This window comes from Escherichia sp. WS2035, assembly GCF_046487065.1.
Lineage (GTDB): Bacteria > Pseudomonadota > Gammaproteobacteria > Enterobacterales > Enterobacteriaceae > Escherichia > Escherichia coli.
Genome location: NZ_JBJQKD010000006.1, coordinates 85,527 through 104,876, shown reverse-complemented (window position 1 = coordinate 104,876; position 19,350 = coordinate 85,527). Strand labels below are relative to the sequence as shown.

Here is a 19,350-nt window from a genome sequence, read left to right as displayed (position 1 = left end):
TCCACCCGAACACTTTATACTGTCTCTCCCCTACCAAACTTCATTATCAAAATGAAAAAAATTATCACTTTGATGTTGTTTTTGACATTCTTTGCCCACGCGAACGACTCCGAGCCTGGCAGCCAGTATTTAAAGGCAGCAGAGGCCGGAGACCGACGCGCACAATATTTTCTTGCCGACAGCTGGTTTAGCTCCGGCGATTTGAGCAAAGCCGAATATTGGGCACAGAAAGCCGCCGACAGCGGTGATGCCGATGCCTGCGCGCTGTTGGCGCAGATCAAAATCACCAATCCGGTCAGTCTGGACTATCCACAAGCAAAAGTGCTTGCCGAGAAAGCAGCGCAAGCGGGCAGTAAAGAAGGTGAAGTAACGCTGGCGCATATTCTGGTAAATACGCAAGCGGGTAAACCGGATTATCCAAAGGCGATTTCGCTGTTAGAAAACGCCTCGGAAGATCTGGAGAACGACTCTGCCGTCGATGCCCAAATGCTGCTTGGTTTGATTTACGCCAACGGCGTGGGCATTAAGGCCGACGATGACAAAGCAACCTGGTATTTCAAACGTAGCTCTGCGATTTCCCGAACCGGTTATTCCGAATACTGGGCGGGAATGATGTTCTTAAACGGTGAAGAGGGTTTTATCGAGAAGAATAAACAAAAGGCGCTGCACTGGTTGAATCTGAGCTGTATGGAAGGATTTGATACCGGTTGTGAAGAGTTTGAAAAATTAACTAACGGTTAAGGTAGGCGCAGCAAACGTCGCATCAGGCATTGATGTCGGATGCGGCGTAAACGCCTTATCCGACCTACAAAAATCACGCCAAATCAGGCTATTGCGCTGTCTGACGTAGGCCTGATAAGACACGTCAGCATCGCATCAGACATTGATGCCGGATGCGGCGTAAACGCCTTATCCGACCTACAAAAATCACGCCAAATCAGGCTATTGCGCTGTCTGGCGTAGGCCTGATAAGACGCGGCAAGCGTCGCATCAGGCGTTGATGTCGGATGCGGCGTAAACGCCTTATCCGACCTACAAAAATCACGCCAAATCAGGCTATTGCGCTGTCTGGCGTAGGCCTGATAAGACGCGTTAAGCGTCGCATCAGGCGTTGATGTCGGATGCGGCGTAAACGCCTTATCCGACCTACAAAAATCACGCTACATCAGGCTATTACTCAGTCAGGCATCCACACATTGCCGGGTGGATATCCCCCCGGCAATCTTCAATTACTGATCTGCTGTTTTATCAAATTTGCCCAACATTTCACGCTCGTAGGCCAGCGCTTTTTTACGGTCAAATTTGTGTTCCCACTTGGCAATCACCAGCACCGCCAGCGCATTACCCACCACGTTCAGCGCAGTACGCGCCATATCGAGGATACGGTCAACACCGGCAATAAACGCCAGACCTTCCAGCGGAATACCTACGCTACCCAGCGTTGCCAGCAGCACCACAAACGACACGCCCGGCACGCCAGCAATCCCTTTCGAGGTCACCATCAGCGTCAGCACCAGAATGATTTCCTGCCAGATGGACAGGTCAATGCCATACAGCTGAGCGATGAAAATAGCGGCAATACTTTGATACAGCGTCGAACCATCAAGGTTAAAAGAGTAACCGGTCGGCACCACGAAACTGGTGATCGACGCCGGTGCACCGTAGGCTTCCATCTTCTCAATAATTCGCGGCAGCACGCTTTCAGAACTGGCAGTAGAGTACGCCAGAATCAGCTCATCTTTCAGAATACGAATCAGGATCCAGACACTTAACCCGCACAGGCGCGCCACAATTCCCAGTACGACCAGCGCGAAGAACAGAATGGCGAAATGCACCAGCAGCACCAGTTTCGCCAGTGGCCACAGAGAAGAGAAACCAAAGTTAGCCACCGTCACCGCAATCAGCGCAAACACACCCACCGGCGCATAACGCATCACCATGTGAGTCACTTTAAACATGGTTTCAGAGATGGAGCGGAAAACGGTCACCAGCGGTTCACGATGCGTCGCGGGCAGGGATGAAAGCCCCAGACCAAACAGCACCGAGAAGAAGATGATCGGCAGCATTTCGCCTTTCGCCATCGACGCCACGATGTTCGTCGGCACCAGCGACAAAATCGTGCCCATAATGCCGTGGGAACTGCTTTGTACCGCTTCCGTAGTGCTCTGATATTTCGAGATATCGACGGTCGCCAGCTGCGACATATCCACCCCGGCACCGGGCTGGAAGACGTTCGCCAGAGTGATCCCCAAAATGATGGCGACGGTGGTGATCACCTCGAAGTAGATAATGGTTTTCGCACCAATACGCCCGAGCTGTTTGGCATCACCAACACCCGCGATACCCACCACCAGCGTGGAGATCACAATCGGCACAACAATCATTTTGATCAGATGGATGAAGATATCACCCGCCGGAGAGAGCAAATTGACGACCAGCCAGTCGCGGCTGTCGCTATGGTAGTGCAGGTAGCTTCCCAGGAGAATGCCCAGCACCATAGCAAACAGAATCTGCCAGGCCAGGCTGAATTTTATATTTTTCATCAGAATAACTTCCTCAATGGAGCGCCGTTCCCCGTTCAGAAACGCGAGAACGTGACATACTGCCAGGGCATGAATTGTGTTGCGTTGGTTTGTAGATTTTTTTAACGCTTATGATCAGTATCATTTGCGCGGTATGTTGCGCAACCCTTTAACAACAGAGCTTTTCGCTGCATTAATGCATAATAACGCGAGTTTATGGCAGGATTAATGAATAACCATTTGTTATAGAAGGATTTTTATTTGTTTAATCTGCAATAATACTGATTAGTGATTATTTTTGATTATATGTTCATTCGATTATTTTTTATGCAGCTCAATAACATAATCTTCATCACCAGATGATTAATCTGATCTCCGCTGCAACAATTTCGCCATATTAATCGACTCGACCAGCTGTGTCCGGTTGATCCGGGGTGAGTTGAGATCCATCACTTTTTGCCATAGTTCGATGGCTTGCGCGTAATTCGCCTGCATAAACGCATCGGAAGCCAGCAGCATCAGAGCGGTGATTTCGTTAGAGTCCAGCGCGAGGGCTTTGTCGATCATTGCGCGAGCCTGGACGGTCATATGTTGGCTGGCCTGGTAATACAGCACCGTCGCCAGCGCCGCATACAGTTCAGCGTTCTCACCACGTAGTTGCAACGCCTGACGGTACGCCAGCAGCGAATTGCTGTAATCGTTTTGCCACAGATAATACTCGCCCAGTAACGCCCACTGTTCGCTGTTTTGTGGATTAGCACGGATTTTATCCTGCAATGCCTGAAGCTGCGCTTCCGGGGTTTGCTGGCTGGCAAACTGATGCAGCGGATCGCGCTGACGCTGATACTCCGCACGTACCGCCTGCCATTTTGGACTTAACAGATAACTGCCGACACAGAGAAATACCATCAAAATCGTGAGTGTTGTCAGCATTTTCACCGGTATTTGGGGCTGTTTCATCGCTTCGCCCTCACTCGCCAGAGGATCAGTGCCATCAGCAGTAACAACACTACTGGCAGCGCCCACAACACCAGAGTCTGACCCGTTAACGGTGGGTTATAGCGAACAAAATCTCCGTAGCGTTCGGTCATCCAGCCAATGATTTCGACTTCACTTTTCCCCTCTTCCACCATGGTGTAAACCTGATGGCGCATACTGACTGCCACCGGCGCATTGGATTCCAGTAAGTTCTGATTCTGGCACTGCGGACAACGTAACTGGCTGGCAATATTTAACGCCTGTTCCTGTTGTTGCGGATTAGCGAATTGCCAGGTGTCTACAACCTGAGCGCGCGCAAAACAGGTAAATAACAGCAGTAGCGTGAGAAGCCCTTTATTCATCGCGCTTCCTTCCCCGCCATCCGCTTAACAATGCGCCCGCAATCATCAACAATCCTCCCCCCCAGATCCAGCGCACACCGCTTTGTACATACAAACGAAATGCGTAACGATCCGCTCCGGTTTTCTCTCCCATGACCGCATACCAGTCATGGATGCCGTTCCAGCGAATCGAGGGTTCCATCATTTGCTGACGGCGTGCTTCGTAAAAACGCCGCTCCGGCGTTAATTCACCAATGCGTTGCTGATGGTCAAACAGTGCCACTATCGCTTTTTCGCTGGTGTAATTGCCTTTGGCTTGCAGATCGAGGCGCTCAAAACGGAAGGTGTATCCTGCCAGCGTCACCTGCTGACCCGGCTGTAAATTCAGGCTGATCTCCTGACGGCTGACGCTGGAAACCACGATCCCCGCGGCAAATAACAGCACGCCCGCATGCGCCAGCAGCGTCGGAAGCCGCGCGCGTTTGCCAGAGACAAACGTCGCCAGCACAATCACCACCAGCATCAACAGAGCAAACGGTAACGTCGCGCGGTTAAAATACGGCGCGCCAACGGAGAGGCGTCCCCAGCCCAGCAGGCCGTAAATCATCGGATAAAGCGTTCCCACCAGCACGATCAGTAGCACTGCGCAAAACAGCAACAGCGTAGCGAGGATTAACATTTCCCGCGATAACCCCGAAAAACGCACCGCCGGGCCACCGTCCCGCGCTCGCCAGCCATACAGAGCCAGAGACGCAAGGCTAATCAGTACAAACAGGCCGAACAACGGCACGGCGCGGACGTTATCCAGCGCGAACGCATGAACCGAAACCAGAATGCCAGAACGGACAATCAACGTGCCCAGCAGCGACAGCATCAGAGTAACTATCGTCAGCAACAGCGACCAGTGGCGGAAAATCCCCCGCTGGCGTGTCAGGGATAAACTGTGCAGCAGCGCTGTGGCAGAAAGCCAGGGTAGTAAAGAGGCGTTTTCCACCGGATCCCAGAACCACCAGCCGCCCCAGCCCAGTTCGCAATAGGCCCACCAGGAACCGAGGATGATCCCCGCTGTTAATGCGCTCCAGCCAGGTAGTGCCCAACGCCAGCAAATTCGGGCGCAGGTACCATCAAACTCGCCGCGCAGTAAACTCGCCAGCGCCACGCTCGCCGCCACCATCAAACCGCCGTAGCCGAGATAAAGCAGCGGTGGATGAAAGATAAGACCGGGATGTTGCAGCATCGGATTGAGATCGCGGCCTTCGATTGCTGGTGGAAATATCCGCACGAAGGGATCGGACCACAGCACCACAAACAGTAGCAGTGCGGCGAGCATGAGAGATAAAACGGCTAGCGTCAGCGGAAATAGCGGATCGGTTTGCTGCCGGTAATGCCAGGCAAACAGCGCGCTCCAGGCGGAAAGCAGCAGCACCCAAAGCAACAGCGAACCTTCATGACCGCCCCACACCGCCGCCAGTTTGAGTTCCCACGACAGCAGGCTATAGCTATGTTGGGCGACATAAATAACCGAGAAATCGCTGATGAGAAAACAATACGTCAGTACGCCAAAGGCGAGCAGCAGGAGCGCGAACTGCGCCAGAATGCCGATGCAAGTGAGTCGCATCATGGCAGGCCAGCGCAACCGCACTCCCGCGAAGGCCGTCAACGGGATCAACACGTTGACCCCGAGACTTAACAACAACGCCAGAAAACCGACTTCAGGAAGGAATACGTCCAGAAACCACCTCTGTTCTGGCTTACGCCACCGTTAACTGCCCGGCGTAGAGAATGAAAAAGCGCAGCATCAACACGCCGACCAGGCTGGCCCCACATGCCGCCAGCACGGCAGGAATGCCGGAACTGCGATTGACCCACGGTTTGAGCAACATTGGCACAATCAGCCCCAGCCCGGCGACACCAAGCCAGAACCACCACGTCCAGAAACCGCCGCCCAATGCCGCCACCAGCGCACGCACTTTACCGTCATCGCCCAGCGCCAGACCGACAAAAAACGCCACCAGCAGGAAGATTTCACCCCATACCACGGGGATTTCCATACGGTGTACAAAGTGCGCTTCCGTGGAATGCGGGTTACTGCGTTGGCGTATCGCCATGGCGATCAGCGCCACCGCCGCACCGGACGAGATGCCGGAGAAGAGGAACAGCACCGGCAGGATCGGGTTATTGAGGAACGGATACGATTTCAGCGCCGACAGCAGAAAGCCGGTATAAGCCCCCAACAACACCGCCAGCACCAGCATCAATGTTTCCAGTCCGCGATGAACGGGCGTCAGCAGGCTCAAGACCTTTTGCACGATCCCCAGCTTCGGCAACCAGCGTTGTTGCAGGGCAAGCAAATCATGTTCAAAGATTTTCGCCAGCCACAGCACCAGCACCACCATGTAAAGCTGAAACAGCATCACCCCCATCGACATCACCGAGGTAAAACTGTAGTGGAACATCAGCTTCCAGAAGGTCCACGGTCTTGTCAGGTGGAAGACGAGGATCAACAGACCGAGGATCACCGCGCCAGGCCCGACAATCAGCGTGGTGCGCAGCAACGTACTGTCTGCACCGCCTGCCTGCGGGTAGAAGCGACGTAACAGCACGGCCAGTGTCACCAGACCGGCAGAAATACCAATCAAAAACAGGTAGATGGCAATCGGCCAGTCCCACACCAGCGATTCAAAATGAAATGCGGAAGTCTGCGTCATTGGCTCACCTCCCCGTATTTAAACGGTACGCGGTACAGCTTCGGTTTGGTGCCCAGCGCCAGCTTGTAGCGGTAAGTGGGCTTCTGGCGCAGCAGTTGCGAAATCTCACTGTTGGGATCGTCCAGATTGCCAAACGTCAGCGCCTTCGTCGGGCAAGCTTCAACGCACGCGGGCAGCTTACCGGCCTGCAAATGGGTCTTACGGCAGAAATCGCATTTGTCCGCCGTCTTCGTGACCGGATGGATAAAGCGCACGCGGTACGGACAGGCGGCGATGCAGTACTGACAACCGACGCAGAGATCCGGATTAACATCGACAATCCCACTGGCAGCGTCGCGAAAAGACGCACCGGTCGGGCAGACGTCAACGCACGGCGCATGATCGCAGTGCTGGCAAGACTTACGGAAGAAGCGATATTTCACATCAGGAAATTCGCCCTGCGGCTCGCTACGAATAATCGTCAGGCGCGAGACGCCTTCCGGCACCTTGTTCACTTTCCGACAAGCATCCATACAGGCGGTACAGCCGATGCATAACGACTCGTCATGCACCATGCCGTAACGCACCCCATTGATATTCAACGTTTTCGCCACCACGCGCCCTGCGGTGCCGCTGACGGCGGCCAGCACACCGACGCCGGTGAGAAACTGGCGACGAGACCAGGTCATGGCTGCTCCTTAAGCAACGGAACAGACGCCGGGTTAAAGTTCGGATTGGTGCGCTGATCGCTGTGGCAATCGACGCAAATCTTAATCCGTCCTTTGTCACTTAACGTCTGCATCGTATCTTGCTGTGGATGCAGGGAATGGCAGCTGGCGCACGCCACTTTGGTTACGTGGACATCGTGCGGCCAGAATGCTTTTTGCAACTGTTCCGGCAGATGGCAGGACATACAGACGCTGTTCTGCTCTCCAACCTTGTACATCGGCTCGTTAAAGCGCATCACATCTTTCACCCCTTCGCGGTGTTGCGGTGATGGCTGGCCGTGACAGTTGGTGCAGGTGACCGGCAGTTTGTTATTCGGGTTGATAACGGAAGCATGTTTGCCATGCATACCTTCGGTATCTGGCTTATGACAGTCCAGACAGGCGGCATCCGGGTTACGCTGCTGGGTAACTTCGTAGCGATCACCAGATGCCTGCGCCGCAGGGGTAGCGGTAATTCCGTTCAGGCTCCACAACAGGCCCGACGCCAGCACCCCGGCAGTTAATAACGAACGTAATACGCTCATATTCACTCCATTGTGTTTTCCGCCCCTTGCGAGGCGGAACGGGGTTATTGGCTTAACAGACCGTTTTTACGTGCCTGCTCTTCCCACTGCGGGATCACCGTTTTGATGAAGTCCTGCTTCTCGGCCTTGATTTGCTCCATGTTCAGGCCAATGGCCTGCTGGGCTTTCTCTTTGGTCGAGATATCCGGGATCTGGATTTCATGGGTAATGCCTTTGGTCGCCAGCAGGCGCGCCAGTTTGGTGCGTGCATCCGCCGCTTTATCCATCGCCGTACCGAGCATCCTCAGACCTTCTTCCGGTGCGTGCATATGAATGCCGTGGGAAGCGATCGCCAAATCCCAACGCCACTGGGCATGACGGATATCGTCCTGAATCGGCTTCATTTCGGCTTCCGTTGCGCCTGCATCCAGCGCCGCTTTCGCTTCGAAGTGAGCGTGAACCAGTTGATCTTCAACCTTGATTTTCAGGTCGTTAATCGACTGCTTACGTTCCGCGACCACTTTTTGCAAGGCAGCTTTGTCCTGGGTATGGCAGTTCGCACAAGTCTGGGCGAAGTTATCAAACGGATTACCAATTTTATGGTCGGTGTAGAGTTTGCCTTCGGCGTTCTGCACTTTTGGCATATGGCAATCGATACAGGTCACGTTGTTTTTGCCGTGAATGCCCGCTGTCCAGGTTTCATATTCCGGGTGCTGCGCTTTCAGCATTGGCGTTTTCGACAGGGAGTTAGTCCAGTCAGAGAAGGCAATTTTGTCGTAATACTGCTCCATATTTTCGACTTTCATGCCGTCATCCCACGGGAATTTAACCGCTTTGTTTTTGCCGTCGAAGTAATACTCCACATGGCACTGACCGCAAACCATCGATTGCTGGTCGAAACGTCCGGCTTTCTCAAAAGGTTTACCAATGGCTTCCATCGCGCGAGCCGCATACGGACGGGAAAGGGTTAACTCCGGTTTGCCTTTGGCGAACTCTGGTGAGGCGGTGTTATGGCAATCGGCACAACCTAAGTTGTTGACGATTTCCGGGCCGCCGCGCGCCCATTTACCGTGGAAGTAGCCATCTTCGCCGTCTTTCTGGATCAGACGCGCCACATCCGGGCTTTTACAACTCCAGCACGCCATCGGTAGCGGACCATCTTCAGCGTTTTTCGGCGCACCGGTACGCAAGGTTTCACGCACATCGGTCACAGCAAAGGCATGTCCACGCGGCTTGTTGTAATCGCGCGAGAAGGGATACCCCGCCCACAGGATCACCAGCCGTGGATCTTCCGCCAGGGCGTCAACACGCTCTGACTGTTCCGAGGTAGCTTTCCAGGAGAGATATTGATCGGGATGCTGCGGGGCAAAGGTTTCATTCTTCGCTTCCACAGTTACAGGTGTTGCGGGAGCAGCCGTTTGTTCAGCGTGAACAGAAGTGAAAAAGAAAAAAGGAATCAATAAGCTGAAGATACGGCGTGCGTTTATTTTTATCCTTGTCATAGGGCTTCATCCGAATTGAGCCATTGTTGCAATGGCGGTTTTTATTGTTTTTCACGACAGTAACCGCACCTACACTGTCATGACATTGCTCGCCCCTATGTGTAACAAATAACCACACTATGAATGTTGTCTTTAATCAATTGTAAGTGCATGTAAAATACCACTTTAGAGTTAGTCGGTATCTTCCTCTTTTTCAACAACATGCATAACTGCATGTTCCTCAAAGAATTAATCAACTTTTGTTGCTGACCTTCAAAAATTACCCTGCCGTTTATTTGCACAATTCTACTTTTGCGTGATCTGTCGCCCAAATACTAAACAAAACTGCCAATACCCCTACATTTAACGCTTATGCCACATATTATTAACATCCTACAAGGAGAACAAAAGCATGAGTCAAATTCACAAACACACCATTCCTGCCAACATCGCAGACCGTTGCCTGATAAACCCTCAGCAGTACGAGGCGATGTATCAACAATCTATTGACGCACCAGATACCTTCTGGGGCGAACAGGGAAAAATTCTCGACTGGATCACACCGTACCAGAAGGTGAAAAACACCTCCTTTGCCCCCGGTAATGTGTCCATTAAATGGTACGAGGACGGCACGCTGAATCTGGCGGCAAACTGCCTTGACCGCCATCTGCAAGAAAACGGCGATCGTACCGCCATCATCTGGGAAGGCGACGACGCCAGCCAGAGCAAACATATTAGCTATAAAGAGCTGCACCGCGACGTCTGCCGCTTCGCCAATACCCTGCTCGAACTGGGCATTAAAAAAGGTGACGTAGTTGCGATTTATATGCCGATGGTACCGGAAGCCGCGGTCGCGATGCTGGCCTGCGCCCGCATTGGCGCGGTACATTCGGTGATTTTCGGCGGCTTCTCGCCGGAAGCCGTTGCCGGACGCATTATCGACTCCAGTTCACGACTGGTGATCACTTCCGACGAAGGTGTGCGTGCCGGGCGTAGTATTCCGCTGAAGAAAAACGTTGATGACGCGCTGAAAAACCCGAACGTCACCAGCGTAGAGCATGTGGTGGTACTGAAGCGTACTGGCGGAAAAATTGACTGGCAGGAAGGGCGCGACCTGTGGTGGCACGACCTGGTTGAGCAAGCCAGCGATCAGCACCAGGCGGAAGAGATGAACGCCGAAGATCCGCTGTTTATTCTCTATACCTCCGGTTCTACCGGTAAGCCAAAAGGCGTGCTGCACACTACCGGCGGTTATCTGGTGTACGCGGCGCTGACCTTTAAATATGTCTTTGATTATCATCCGGGCGACATCTACTGGTGCACCGCCGATGTGGGCTGGGTTACCGGACACAGTTATTTGCTGTATGGCCCGCTGGCCTGCGGCGCGACCACGCTGATGTTTGAAGGCGTACCGAACTGGCCGACGCCTGCCCGTATGGCGCAGGTGGTGGACAAGCATCAGGTCAATATTCTCTATACCGCGCCCACGGCGATTCGCGCGCTGATGGCGGAAGGCGATAAAGCGATCGAAGGCACCGACCGTTCGTCGCTGCGCATTCTCGGTTCCGTGGGCGAGCCAATTAACCCGGAAGCGTGGGAGTGGTACTGGAAGAAGATCGGCAACGAGAAATGCCCGGTGGTCGACACCTGGTGGCAGACCGAAACTGGCGGTTTCATGATCACACCACTGCCTGGCGCTACCGAGCTGAAAGCCGGTTCGGCAACACGTCCGTTCTTCGGCGTGCAACCGGCGCTGGTCGATAACGAAGGTAACCCGCTGAAGGGGGCCACCGAAGGCAGTCTGGTGATCACCGACTCCTGGCCGGGTCAGGCGCGTACGCTGTTTGGCGATCACGAACGTTTTGAGCAGACCTACTTCTCCACCTTCAAAAATATGTATTTCAGCGGCGACGGCGCGCGTCGTGATGAAGATGGCTATTACTGGATCACCGGGCGCGTGGACGACGTGCTGAACGTCTCCGGTCACCGCCTGGGGACGGCAGAGATTGAGTCGGCGCTGGTGGCGCATCCGAAAATTGCCGAAGCCGCTGTGGTCGGTATTCCGCACAATATTAAAGGTCAGGCGATCTACGCCTACGTCACGCTTAATCACGGGGAGGAACCGTCACCAGAACTGTACGCAGAAGTCCGCAACTGGGTGCGTAAAGAGATTGGCCCGCTGGCGACGCCAGACGTGCTGCACTGGACCGACTCCCTGCCTAAAACCCGCTCCGGCAAAATTATGCGCCGTATTCTGCGCAAAATTGCGGCGGGCGATACCAGCAACCTGGGCGATACCTCGACGCTTGCCGATCCTGGCGTAGTCGAGAAGCTGCTTGAAGAGAAGCAGGCCATCGCGATGCCATCGTAACCCACAATTGTCGGATGCGCTCCGACCTACATCTGGCAACGGCTGTAGGTCGGATAAGATGCGCCAGCATCGCATCCGACAACAAGCGCCGGATGCGGCGTGAATGCCTTATCCGGCCTACATTCGGCAAGGGTTACCCAAGCGTTAACCTTCTCCCATAAGGGAGCGGGAATTAAAACAATCCCTACATTACCTCTGGAGAATCTGTGATGAATGGTACGATTTATCAGCGGATAGAAGACAATGCGCATTTCAGGGAGTTAGTCGAAAAACGGCAACGGTTTGCCACCATCCTGTCGATTATTATGCTGGCAGTTTATATCGGCTTTATTTTACTGATCGCCTTCGCGCCCGGCTGGCTGGGCACCCCGCTGAATCCGAACACCAGCGTCACACGCGGTATTCCAGTCGGTGTCGGGGTAATTGTGATCTCCTTTGTTCTCACTGGTATCTACATCTGGCGGGCGAACGGCGAATTCGACCGTCTTAATAATGAAGTCCTGCATGAGGTACAAGCATCATGAAAAGAGTTCTGACGGCGCTTGCCGCCACACTCCCTTTCGCAGCTAACGCCGCGGATGCTATTAGCGGGGCCGTAGAGCGCCAGCCAACGAACTGGCAGGCGATTATTATGTTCCTGATTTTCGTCGTGTTTACGCTCGGCATTACCTACTGGGCGTCAAAACGCGTACGTTCGCGTAATGACTACTACACCGCAGGCGGCAATATCACCGGTTTTCAGAACGGGCTGGCGATTGCCGGGGACTATATGTCCGCCGCCTCATTCTTGGGGATCTCCGCGCTGGTGTTTACCTCCGGCTATGACGGCTTAATTTACTCGCTGGGCTTCCTGGTGGGCTGGCCGATCATTCTGTTCCTGATTGCCGAACGTCTGCGTAACCTCGGTCGCTACACCTTTGCCGATGTGGCCTCTTACCGTCTGAAACAAGGGCCGATTCGTATTCTTTCGGCCTGTGGTTCTCTGGTGGTGGTGGCGCTTTACCTTATCGCCCAGATGGTGGGCGCAGGTAAACTGATCGAGCTGCTGTTTGGCCTTAACTATCACATTGCGGTAGTGCTGGTCGGCGTGCTGATGATGATGTACGTCCTGTTCGGCGGCATGCTGGCGACCACCTGGGTACAAATTATTAAAGCCGTGCTGTTGCTGTTCGGTGCCAGCTTTATGGCCTTTATGGTGATGAAACACGTCGGCTTTAGCTTCAACAATCTGTTCAGCGAAGCGATGGCGGTACACCCGAAAGGTGTCGACATCATGAAGCCGGGCGGGCTGGTGAAAGATCCTATCTCCGCGCTCTCTTTGGGGCTAGGACTGATGTTTGGTACGGCGGGCTTGCCGCATATTCTGATGCGCTTCTTTACGGTCAGCGATGCCCGCGAAGCACGTAAGAGCGTGTTCTACGCCACCGGATTTATGGGCTACTTCTACATCCTGACCTTTATTATCGGCTTTGGCGCGATCATGCTGGTCGGTGCGAATCCGGAATATAAAGACGCGGCGGGCCATCTGATTGGTGGTAACAACATGGCAGCAGTTCACCTGGCCAATGCGGTGGGCGGCAACCTGTTCCTCGGCTTTATTTCAGCGGTTGCTTTCGCCACCATTCTTGCGGTGGTTGCGGGTCTGACGCTGGCGGGCGCATCGGCGGTGTCTCACGACCTGTACGCTAACGTCTTCAAAAAAGGTGCGACCGAACGTGAAGAGCTGCGGGTATCGAAAATCACCGTACTGATCCTCGGTGTGATTGCCATTATCCTCGGCGTGCTGTTTGAGAATCAGAACATCGCCTTTATGGTGGGGCTGGCGTTTGCCATCGCGGCGAGCTGTAACTTCCCGATCATTCTGCTTTCCATGTACTGGTCGAAACTGACTACCCGTGGCGCAATGCTGGGCGGCTGGTTAGGACTGATTACTGCGGTGGTGCTGATGATCCTCGGCCCGACGATTTGGGTACAGATCCTCGGTCACGAAAAAGCCATTTTCCCGTATGAATACCCGGCGCTGTTCTCTATCAGCGTGGCATTCCTCGGTATCTGGTTCTTCTCGGCAACGGATAATTCAGCGGAAGGTGCGCGCGAGCGTGAACTGTTCCGTGCGCAGTTTATCCGCTCCCAGACTGGCTTTGGCGTTGAGCAGGGCCGCGCGCATTAATCTCTCCCCTTCCCCGGTCGCTTGATCGGGGAATTTCTTCAGAACATCATCCTGGCCACCAGCGGCGAAACCAATACCATCAATACACCTGAAAGCATCATGACCAGGCTTGCAACTACGCCTTCTTGTTGACCCAGTTCATACGACCGCGCAGTCCCGGCACCATGAGATGCCGCGCCGAATCCAGCACCTTTCGCCATCCCTTCGCGAATAGAGAGACGTAAAAACAACACGTCGCCAATCGCCATGCCAAACACACCGGTGACCACCACAAACAGCGCCACCAGATCAGGCTGTCCGCCGAGCGACTGGCTCGCTGCCAAAGCAAATGGCGTAGTGACCGAACGCACCGCCAGGCTACGCTGGATCTCATCTGGCAGGGTAAACAATCGCGCCAGCCACACTGAGCTGGTCACTGCCACCACCGTTGCCGTCAGTACGCCTGCCGTCAACGACATCCAGTGACGCTTAATGATCGCCCGATTGTCATACACTGGTACCGCAAAGGCGATGGTGGCCGGACCTAATAGCCATAGTAACCAGTGCGCTTCGCCAATATAGTTTTGCCAGGAAATATTGCCAAAAACCAGCAGCATAACCAGTAGCGTAGGCGTCAGCACCAGAGGCATCAATGGCAATTTACGAAAGCGGCGATAAAGGCGTTTGTTAAGAAAATAGATAACTAGCGTAATTGCCAGACAGAGCATACTTAGCTGAAAATTAGCCACGGTTTAACCTGCGCATTTCATAGCGATAGACTTTTTCCACTACCCAGGCAGTCGTGCCCAGCACCATCACCGTACTCAGCGCGATCACAGCAAAAATACGCCAGCCATCCACCAGTAATAGTTGTGCATAGTTCACCACAGCCACCACGGCAGGGACAAAAAACAGCAACATTTCGGCCAATAGCCAACGCGCCCCGGCTCGAACCCATTGCAGAGGAAGAATGCGACAAACAATCAGCGCCAGCATCAGGATCATCCCCACCAGGTTGGCAGGCAGCGGCAAATGCAGCCAGGAGACGAGATACTGCGCAAAAATAAATAAACCTGCATACAGCACAACCTGAAAAAATACCTGGATAGATTGCACTACGGCAGGGGTAATGCGGCGAAGCGCCACGGGCATGAGAGGATATCCTGAAAATAAAACAGAATGGTAAGTATAGAGAGCGCTCGCCCCTGACTGAAATGAATTAAAATCATTGCAGGTATAGTCAAAGGGAATAGTTATGGATATCAGAACGCTGCGTTATTTTGTCGAAGTCGTGCGCCAGCAAAGCTTCACCCGCGCAGCGGAGAAGTTGTTTGTCACCCAACCAACTATCAGCAAGATGCTGAAGAATCTCGAAGATGAGCTGAACTGTATATTGTTGATCCGCGATGGTCGTCGGCTGCTTCTCACTGATACTGGTCGCGTCGTATTTGAGCGCGGGCTGGCTTTACTGGCTGAGTTTCGGCAACTGGAAGCTGAGCTTAGCGATATCAATCAGCTTAAAACCGGCGTTTTGCGGCTGGGAATCCCGCCGATGGTTGGGATGTTGATGGCCGGGCCGATTGGCCTTTTTCGCCAGCGTTACCCCGGCGTAGAATTGAAAATTTCGGAGTTTGGTGGTCTGACGGTACAACAAGCGGTGATGAACGGTGAACTGGATATGGCACTGACAGCCCTGCCAGTAGAAGAAAGCGGCCTGACAACGTTATCGCTGTTTAGTCATCCACTATGTGTACTGACGCCACATTCAGGTAAATGGCTTGAATGTGATGCCGTCTCACCGGAGACATTGGCGGAACATCCTCTACTTATCTATAACGAAGATTTTGCCTTAAGTAAGCAATTGATGAAGTTATTCGATGAACATGGCGTTAAGCCGAGAATTGCAGTTCGCAGCGGGCAATGGGATTTTCTCGCCGCGATGGTTCAGGCCGGTGTCGGAATAGCCATATTGCCGGAACCCATTTGCCAGCGATTAGATAAAAACACCTTAAAATGGCTACCGCTGGAAAGCGAACTAAGCTGGAAATTAGGAATGATTTGGCGTGAGGGCGTTTACCTTTCCCACTCTGCCCACGCGTGGCTGAGCTGTTGTGAAGGATACTGGTTAACGCCAGAGTAAGTCGGGTTGGCGGGCTCGCCCGCCAACCATGCAGATTACTGATTTTCCTCAATCAGCAACGCTTCAAGCAAATCGAGATCGTGCAGTAATTTTTGCAGCGTTTCGTTACTGATCTCCCGCGTGGCGCGCAGGTGGTACAGTTCAGCACGTTCAGAACGCAATGCCGCCAGACGGAAGCGACGCTCCAGGTTCTCTTCCAGGATTGAACTTTCTACATCATTACGTCCATCGGCGCGACGACGCAGGTTACCAATGACGCGAGAACTAACCTCTGTGAGCAGCTGGTTATCGATATTCTCTTCGGTATCCGCCGCCAAACGCTCCTCCATTTTCTGGATCGCCACAATCGCCACTTCTGCCGTTGCCGCTCGTGCAATACGTTCCTCTTTCAATTGTTGCGAATGGTCCGCGACTTCTATGTGTTGTAGCAGAATAGGCAACATCACCACGCCGACAAACAACGAGAAGAGAATGACGCCAGCCGCCAGGAACACCAACTCATAGCGCGCAGGGAAGACGTTACCATCCGGCAAGAGAAGCGGGATAGAGAGCACACCGGCCAGAGTGATCGCCCCACGCACCCCGGCGAAAGACGCGATCAGGATTTCTCGTGTAGTCCACGAACCAAACTCCATCGGCTTCTTCTTCAGGAAGCGGTTGCTGAACTTTTTCATCGTCCACAGCCAGCCGAAACGGACCAGCATCAGCGCCGCATATATCAGAATAATATCGGTAAACAGCATCCAGATTTCGACGTTAGGATCGATTTCTGCCGCCATCAGCGACGTCTCCAGAATCCCCGGCAACTGCAGACCTAACAGCAGGAACACCATGCCGTTAAAGACAAATTCCAGCATCGCCCAGGTGCTGTTTGCGCGCAGGCGCATTGCCAGCGGCGCACGGCGCATCACACCGGAGCGGGTGATGGTCATCCCGGCGGCAACCGCAGCGAGGATGCCGGAAACGCCAATATGTTCCGCAATCAGATAAGAAGCGAATGGCAGCAAGAACAGCAGAACGATCTGCGTCGCGGGTTCATCACCGCCCCAGCGGCTGAGGAATCGCAGCGAGCGACCATACAGCCAGCTCACCACAAAACCGGCGAGAATACCGCCTATTGCCACTTTCATAAATTCGACCGTCGCACCGCCGACGGTGAAGATCATTGTCCCCATCGCCACTGCCACGGCAAACTTCAACGACACCAGGCCGGAGGCGTCATTCATCAACGCTTCGCCCTGCAAAATGCCCATGATTTTTTTCGGGATGCGCCCCTCGCCAACAATCCCGGAGAGCGCTACAGCATCGGTCGGAGAAAGCACCGCAGCCAGCGCAAAGGCGGGGATCAGCGGAATGCCCGGCACCACCCAGTAAATAAGGAAGCCAATGCCGACCACGGTGACCACCACCAGCGCCAGCGCGAGGCCGAAAATCTCTCGCCCATGTTCGAGAAATTCACGGGTCGGCGTTTTCCAACCATCAGCGAACAGCAACGGCGGGATAAACAAGACTAAAAAGAGTTCAGGATCAAACTCCACATGCAAACCAAACGTCGGCCACGCCAGTAGCGCACCGATGGCGATTTGCATAAGCGGAAGCGGGATCTGAAAGGGCATGACACGAGTGACCACCCCGGACAGCGAGACCACGAGGGTCATTATCAGTATGGTGAAGAAGATTTCCATGCGTTCCCTGTTTGCGATGTTTTTTATGATCTGAGAAAGGCGTTATGCCTGAATTCTCATTTTTTCAGAATATCGCAAAAGCTCACACAATGTGCGGAGAAAATAAAAACGGGCAGCCATTGCCACCCGTTTTCAGAATCCTATGTAAGATTAGATAGCCCAGCCACCCGCATAGAAGGTCACCAGCGCCACGGCAATAACGACCGTACCGATGTTCAACTTGCGCCATTCGCCGGAAACCAGACGACCAATCACCAGAGTCGCGAAGCCAATCATGATGCCTGTTACGATGTTACAGGTCAGCACGATGAATACCGCCGTAACCAGACCCGCCATCGCATCAACAAAATCAGCAAAGTCGATTTTCGCCACGTTGCTCAGCATCAGCAGGCCAACGTACATCAGCGCCGGAGCCGTTGCGTACCCCGGAACGAGGTAAGAGAGCGGAGAGAGGAACAGAATCAGCAGGAACAGCACGCCAACGGTGATAGCCGTCAAACCGGTTTTACCGCCCGCCGCCGTACCCGCCGCAGACTCGATGTATACCGCTGCCGGAGCTGCACCCACCAGGCCAGAAAAAACGCTGCTCATGGAGTCGGTGGTCAGTGCTTTCCCGCCGTCGATGATCTGCCCATCTTTATCCAGCAGGTTCGCCTGACCGGCGACGGCACGGATAGTTCCGGTGGCATCAAATACTGCCGTCATCACCAGTGCCAGAACACTTGGCAGGACTACAGGATTCAGCGCGCCCATAATGTCCAGGCTGCCTATCAGTGAATTGCCGTTTTCATCGCTCAATGAAGGCATGGCGAAAACGCCGGAGAAATGGACGTTAGGATCGAAGATCAAACCGACAATTGAGATACCGATAATGGTCAGCAGAATGCCGCCAGGGACTTTCAGTTTTTCCAGGCCGATAATCACTGCCAGCCCCACCAACGACATCATCACCGGAAAGGTCGTAAAATCCCCCAGCGCGACGGGCAGACCATCAAGCGGGTTTTTAATCACCAGACCGACACCATTAGCGGCAATGAGCAGCAGGAACAGACCGATACCAATCCCCGTGCCGTGCGCCACACCGTGCGGCAAGTTGCGCAAAATCCAGCTACGGATACCCGTGGCAGAAATTACCGTAAACAGCACACCCATCAGGAACACGGCACCCAGCGCGACAGGTACGCTAATATGTTGCCCCAGCACCAGACTGAATGCGGTAAACGCCGTCAGAGAGATGGCGCAACCAATCGCCAACGGCAGATTAGCCCACAGACCCATCACGATAGAACCGAGTCCGGCAACCAGACAGGTTGCAACGAAAACTGCCGCAGGCGGGAAGCCCGCTTTACCCAACATGCCTGGAACGACGATAACCGAGTAGACCATCGCCAGAAACGTTGTTAACCCGGCAACCACTTCCTGACGGACAGTGCTTCCACGTTGTGAAATTTTAAACCAGGCGTCGAGTGAACCGCCGGTACGCGCTGATGGCGTAGACATAAGAAAACATCCCCTGAGAGTTTAATTTTCGTCAAGATGCGTGGCGGACAATCCCCTGCCAGCGAAACGTTATCTTCCTGCTCCAGGTTTGCGACAATTTGCTGCGTCGCAAAAAAAGCAAACGTTTAGCTCCGCGCATACAAAACGGGTGGTAAAAAAAGCAAACGATTATCCGGCGATCATAGCGGCTTTTTCAACCGAAGTTTGCTGCTTTTTTCTCTTTTATTGTCTTGACGATGAAAAACCAGGCAATTGATGCGCAAAC

At 53.6% G+C, this 19,350-nt stretch carries 17 protein-coding genes; 5 read left to right on the top strand and 12 right to left on the bottom strand.

Annotated features, from left to right (window positions below; translation table 11 throughout):
* Nucleotides 1–51: 51 nt before the first annotated feature.
* The gene (yjcO, locus tag ACJHX4_RS12135) at nt 52–741 is read left to right on the top strand and encodes a Sel1 family TPR-like repeat protein YjcO (protein ID WP_001296650.1); all 690 of its coding nucleotides are present in this window, start codon (nt 52–54) and stop codon (nt 739–741) included.
* 488 nt (nt 742–1,229) lie between these two features.
* Here the strand turns inward: yjcO and gltP are convergent, their stop codons facing one another.
* The 8 genes from gltP to nrfA all read right to left on the bottom strand — a co-directional run bounded on the left by gltP (nt 1,230) and on the right by nrfA (nt 9,261).
* Nucleotides 1,230–2,543: a glutamate/aspartate:proton symporter GltP gene (gene gltP, locus ACJHX4_RS12130; protein WP_000789588.1), complete on the bottom strand. Its 1,314-nt coding sequence runs from the start codon at nt 2,541–2,543 to the stop codon at nt 1,230–1,232.
* A 342-nt stretch (nt 2,544–2,885) separates the two neighbouring features.
* Complete coding sequence (gene nrfG, locus ACJHX4_RS12125) at nt 2,886–3,482, bottom strand: heme lyase NrfEFG subunit NrfG (RefSeq protein WP_000812986.1); 597 nt, start codon at nt 3,480–3,482, stop codon at nt 2,886–2,888.
* On the bottom strand, nt 3,479–3,862 hold the full coding sequence (gene nrfF, locus ACJHX4_RS12120; RefSeq protein WP_001032537.1) for a heme lyase NrfEFG subunit NrfF: 384 nt from the start codon (nt 3,860–3,862) through the stop codon (nt 3,479–3,481). Before nrfF ends, nrfG begins: the two co-directional genes overlap by 4 nt.
* The gene (locus ACJHX4_RS12115) at nt 3,855–5,573 is read right to left on the bottom strand and encodes a heme lyase CcmF/NrfE family subunit (RefSeq protein WP_071550262.1); all 1,719 of its coding nucleotides are present in this window, start codon (nt 5,571–5,573) and stop codon (nt 3,855–3,857) included. The genes nrfF and ACJHX4_RS12115 overlap by 8 nt, the downstream gene beginning before the upstream one ends.
* 19 nt (nt 5,574–5,592) lie before the next feature.
* A complete protein-coding gene (gene nrfD, locus ACJHX4_RS12110) occupies nt 5,593–6,549 on the bottom strand; it encodes a cytochrome c nitrite reductase subunit NrfD (RefSeq protein WP_000195167.1) in 957 nt (318 codons plus the stop codon).
* Complete coding sequence (nrfC, locus tag ACJHX4_RS12105; RefSeq protein WP_000220293.1) at nt 6,546–7,217, bottom strand: cytochrome c nitrite reductase Fe-S protein; 672 nt, start codon at nt 7,215–7,217, stop codon at nt 6,546–6,548. The genes nrfD and nrfC overlap by 4 nt, the downstream gene beginning before the upstream one ends.
* Nucleotides 7,214–7,780: a cytochrome c nitrite reductase pentaheme subunit gene (gene nrfB / locus ACJHX4_RS12100; RefSeq protein WP_001296647.1), complete on the bottom strand. Its 567-nt coding sequence runs from the start codon at nt 7,778–7,780 to the stop codon at nt 7,214–7,216. Before nrfB ends, nrfC begins: the two co-directional genes overlap by 4 nt.
* A gap of 44 nt (nt 7,781–7,824) precedes the next feature.
* On the bottom strand, nt 7,825–9,261 hold the full coding sequence (gene nrfA, locus ACJHX4_RS12095; protein WP_000196879.1) for an ammonia-forming nitrite reductase cytochrome c552 subunit: 1,437 nt from the start codon (nt 9,259–9,261) through the stop codon (nt 7,825–7,827).
* Between the two features lie 391 nt (nt 9,262–9,652).
* Between nrfA and acs the strand changes: the two genes are divergently transcribed.
* From acs to actP, 3 genes are all read left to right on the top strand, one after another.
* Nucleotides 9,653–11,611, top strand: a complete 1,959-nt coding sequence (acs, locus tag ACJHX4_RS12090; RefSeq protein ID WP_000078193.1) for an acetate--CoA ligase — start codon at nt 9,653–9,655, stop codon at nt 11,609–11,611.
* A gap of 209 nt (nt 11,612–11,820) precedes the next feature.
* Nucleotides 11,821–12,135, top strand: coding sequence for a DUF485 domain-containing protein (locus tag ACJHX4_RS12085; protein WP_001296646.1), 315 nt, complete (start codon nt 11,821–11,823; stop codon nt 12,133–12,135).
* On the top strand, nt 12,132–13,781 hold the full coding sequence (gene actP / locus ACJHX4_RS12080; protein ID WP_000832548.1) for a cation/acetate symporter ActP: 1,650 nt from the start codon (nt 12,132–12,134) through the stop codon (nt 13,779–13,781). Before ACJHX4_RS12085 ends, actP begins: the two co-directional genes overlap by 4 nt.
* 38 nt (nt 13,782–13,819) lie before the next feature.
* On the opposite strand, the gene ACJHX4_RS12075 is transcribed toward actP, so the two are convergent.
* Both ACJHX4_RS12075 and ACJHX4_RS12070 read right to left on the bottom strand, forming a co-directional pair.
* The gene (locus tag ACJHX4_RS12075; RefSeq protein WP_001273403.1) at nt 13,820–14,509 is read right to left on the bottom strand and encodes an LrgB family protein; all 690 of its coding nucleotides are present in this window, start codon (nt 14,507–14,509) and stop codon (nt 13,820–13,822) included.
* Entirely contained in the window at nt 14,502–14,912 is a 411-nt protein-coding gene (locus ACJHX4_RS12070) for a CidA/LrgA family protein (RefSeq protein ID WP_001143718.1), read from the bottom strand. Before ACJHX4_RS12070 ends, ACJHX4_RS12075 begins: the two co-directional genes overlap by 8 nt.
* 103 nt (nt 14,913–15,015) lie before the next feature.
* On the opposite strand from ACJHX4_RS12070, the gene ACJHX4_RS12065 reads away from it, so the two are divergent.
* Entirely contained in the window at nt 15,016–15,900 is an 885-nt protein-coding gene (locus tag ACJHX4_RS12065) for a LysR family transcriptional regulator (protein ID WP_000354953.1), read from the top strand.
* A 35-nt stretch (nt 15,901–15,935) separates the two neighbouring features.
* Here ACJHX4_RS12065 and ACJHX4_RS12060 read toward each other — a convergent pair whose 3' ends face one another.
* Together ACJHX4_RS12060 and ghxP are read right to left on the bottom strand one after the other, a co-directional pair.
* A complete protein-coding gene (locus ACJHX4_RS12060) occupies nt 15,936–17,585 on the bottom strand; it encodes a Na+/H+ antiporter (RefSeq protein ID WP_000402206.1) in 1,650 nt (549 codons plus the stop codon).
* A gap of 150 nt (nt 17,586–17,735) precedes the next feature.
* Nucleotides 17,736–19,085, bottom strand: a complete 1,350-nt coding sequence (ghxP, locus tag ACJHX4_RS12055) for a guanine/hypoxanthine transporter GhxP (RefSeq protein WP_000106892.1) — start codon at nt 19,083–19,085, stop codon at nt 17,736–17,738.
* Nucleotides 19,086–19,350: the final 265 nt, after the last annotated feature.

Excerpts from the sequence above, each read along its gene's own strand:
- yjcO (WP_001296650.1), top strand. The coding sequence starts at position 52 with ATGAAAAAAATTATCACTTTGATGTTGTTTTTGACATTCTTTGCCCAC.
- gltP (WP_000789588.1), bottom strand. The coding sequence starts at position 2,543 with ATGAAAAATATAAAATTCAGCCTGGCCTGGCAGATTCTGTTTGCTATG.
- nrfG (WP_000812986.1), bottom strand. The coding sequence starts at position 3,482 with ATGAAACAGCCCCAAATACCGGTGAAAATGCTGACAACACTCACGATT.
- nrfF (WP_001032537.1), bottom strand. The coding sequence starts at position 3,862 with ATGAATAAAGGGCTTCTCACGCTACTGCTGTTATTTACCTGTTTTGCG.
- nrfD (WP_000195167.1), bottom strand. The coding sequence starts at position 6,549 with ATGACGCAGACTTCCGCATTTCATTTTGAATCGCTGGTGTGGGACTGG.
- nrfC (WP_000220293.1), bottom strand. The coding sequence starts at position 7,217 with ATGACCTGGTCTCGTCGCCAGTTTCTCACCGGCGTCGGTGTGCTGGCC.
- nrfB (WP_001296647.1), bottom strand. The coding sequence starts at position 7,780 with ATGAGCGTATTACGTTCGTTATTAACTGCCGGGGTGCTGGCGTCGGGC.
- nrfA (WP_000196879.1), bottom strand. The coding sequence starts at position 9,261 with ATGACAAGGATAAAAATAAACGCACGCCGTATCTTCAGCTTATTGATT.
- acs (WP_000078193.1), top strand. The coding sequence starts at position 9,653 with ATGAGTCAAATTCACAAACACACCATTCCTGCCAACATCGCAGACCGT.
- ACJHX4_RS12085 (WP_001296646.1), top strand. The coding sequence starts at position 11,821 with ATGAATGGTACGATTTATCAGCGGATAGAAGACAATGCGCATTTCAGG.
- actP (WP_000832548.1), top strand. The coding sequence starts at position 12,132 with ATGAAAAGAGTTCTGACGGCGCTTGCCGCCACACTCCCTTTCGCAGCT.
- ACJHX4_RS12070 (WP_001143718.1), bottom strand. The coding sequence starts at position 14,912 with ATGCCCGTGGCGCTTCGCCGCATTACCCCTGCCGTAGTGCAATCTATC.
- ACJHX4_RS12065 (WP_000354953.1), top strand. The coding sequence starts at position 15,016 with ATGGATATCAGAACGCTGCGTTATTTTGTCGAAGTCGTGCGCCAGCAA.
- ACJHX4_RS12060 (WP_000402206.1), bottom strand. The coding sequence starts at position 17,585 with ATGGAAATCTTCTTCACCATACTGATAATGACCCTCGTGGTCTCGCTG.
- ghxP (WP_000106892.1), bottom strand. The coding sequence starts at position 19,085 with ATGTCTACGCCATCAGCGCGTACCGGCGGTTCACTCGACGCCTGGTTT.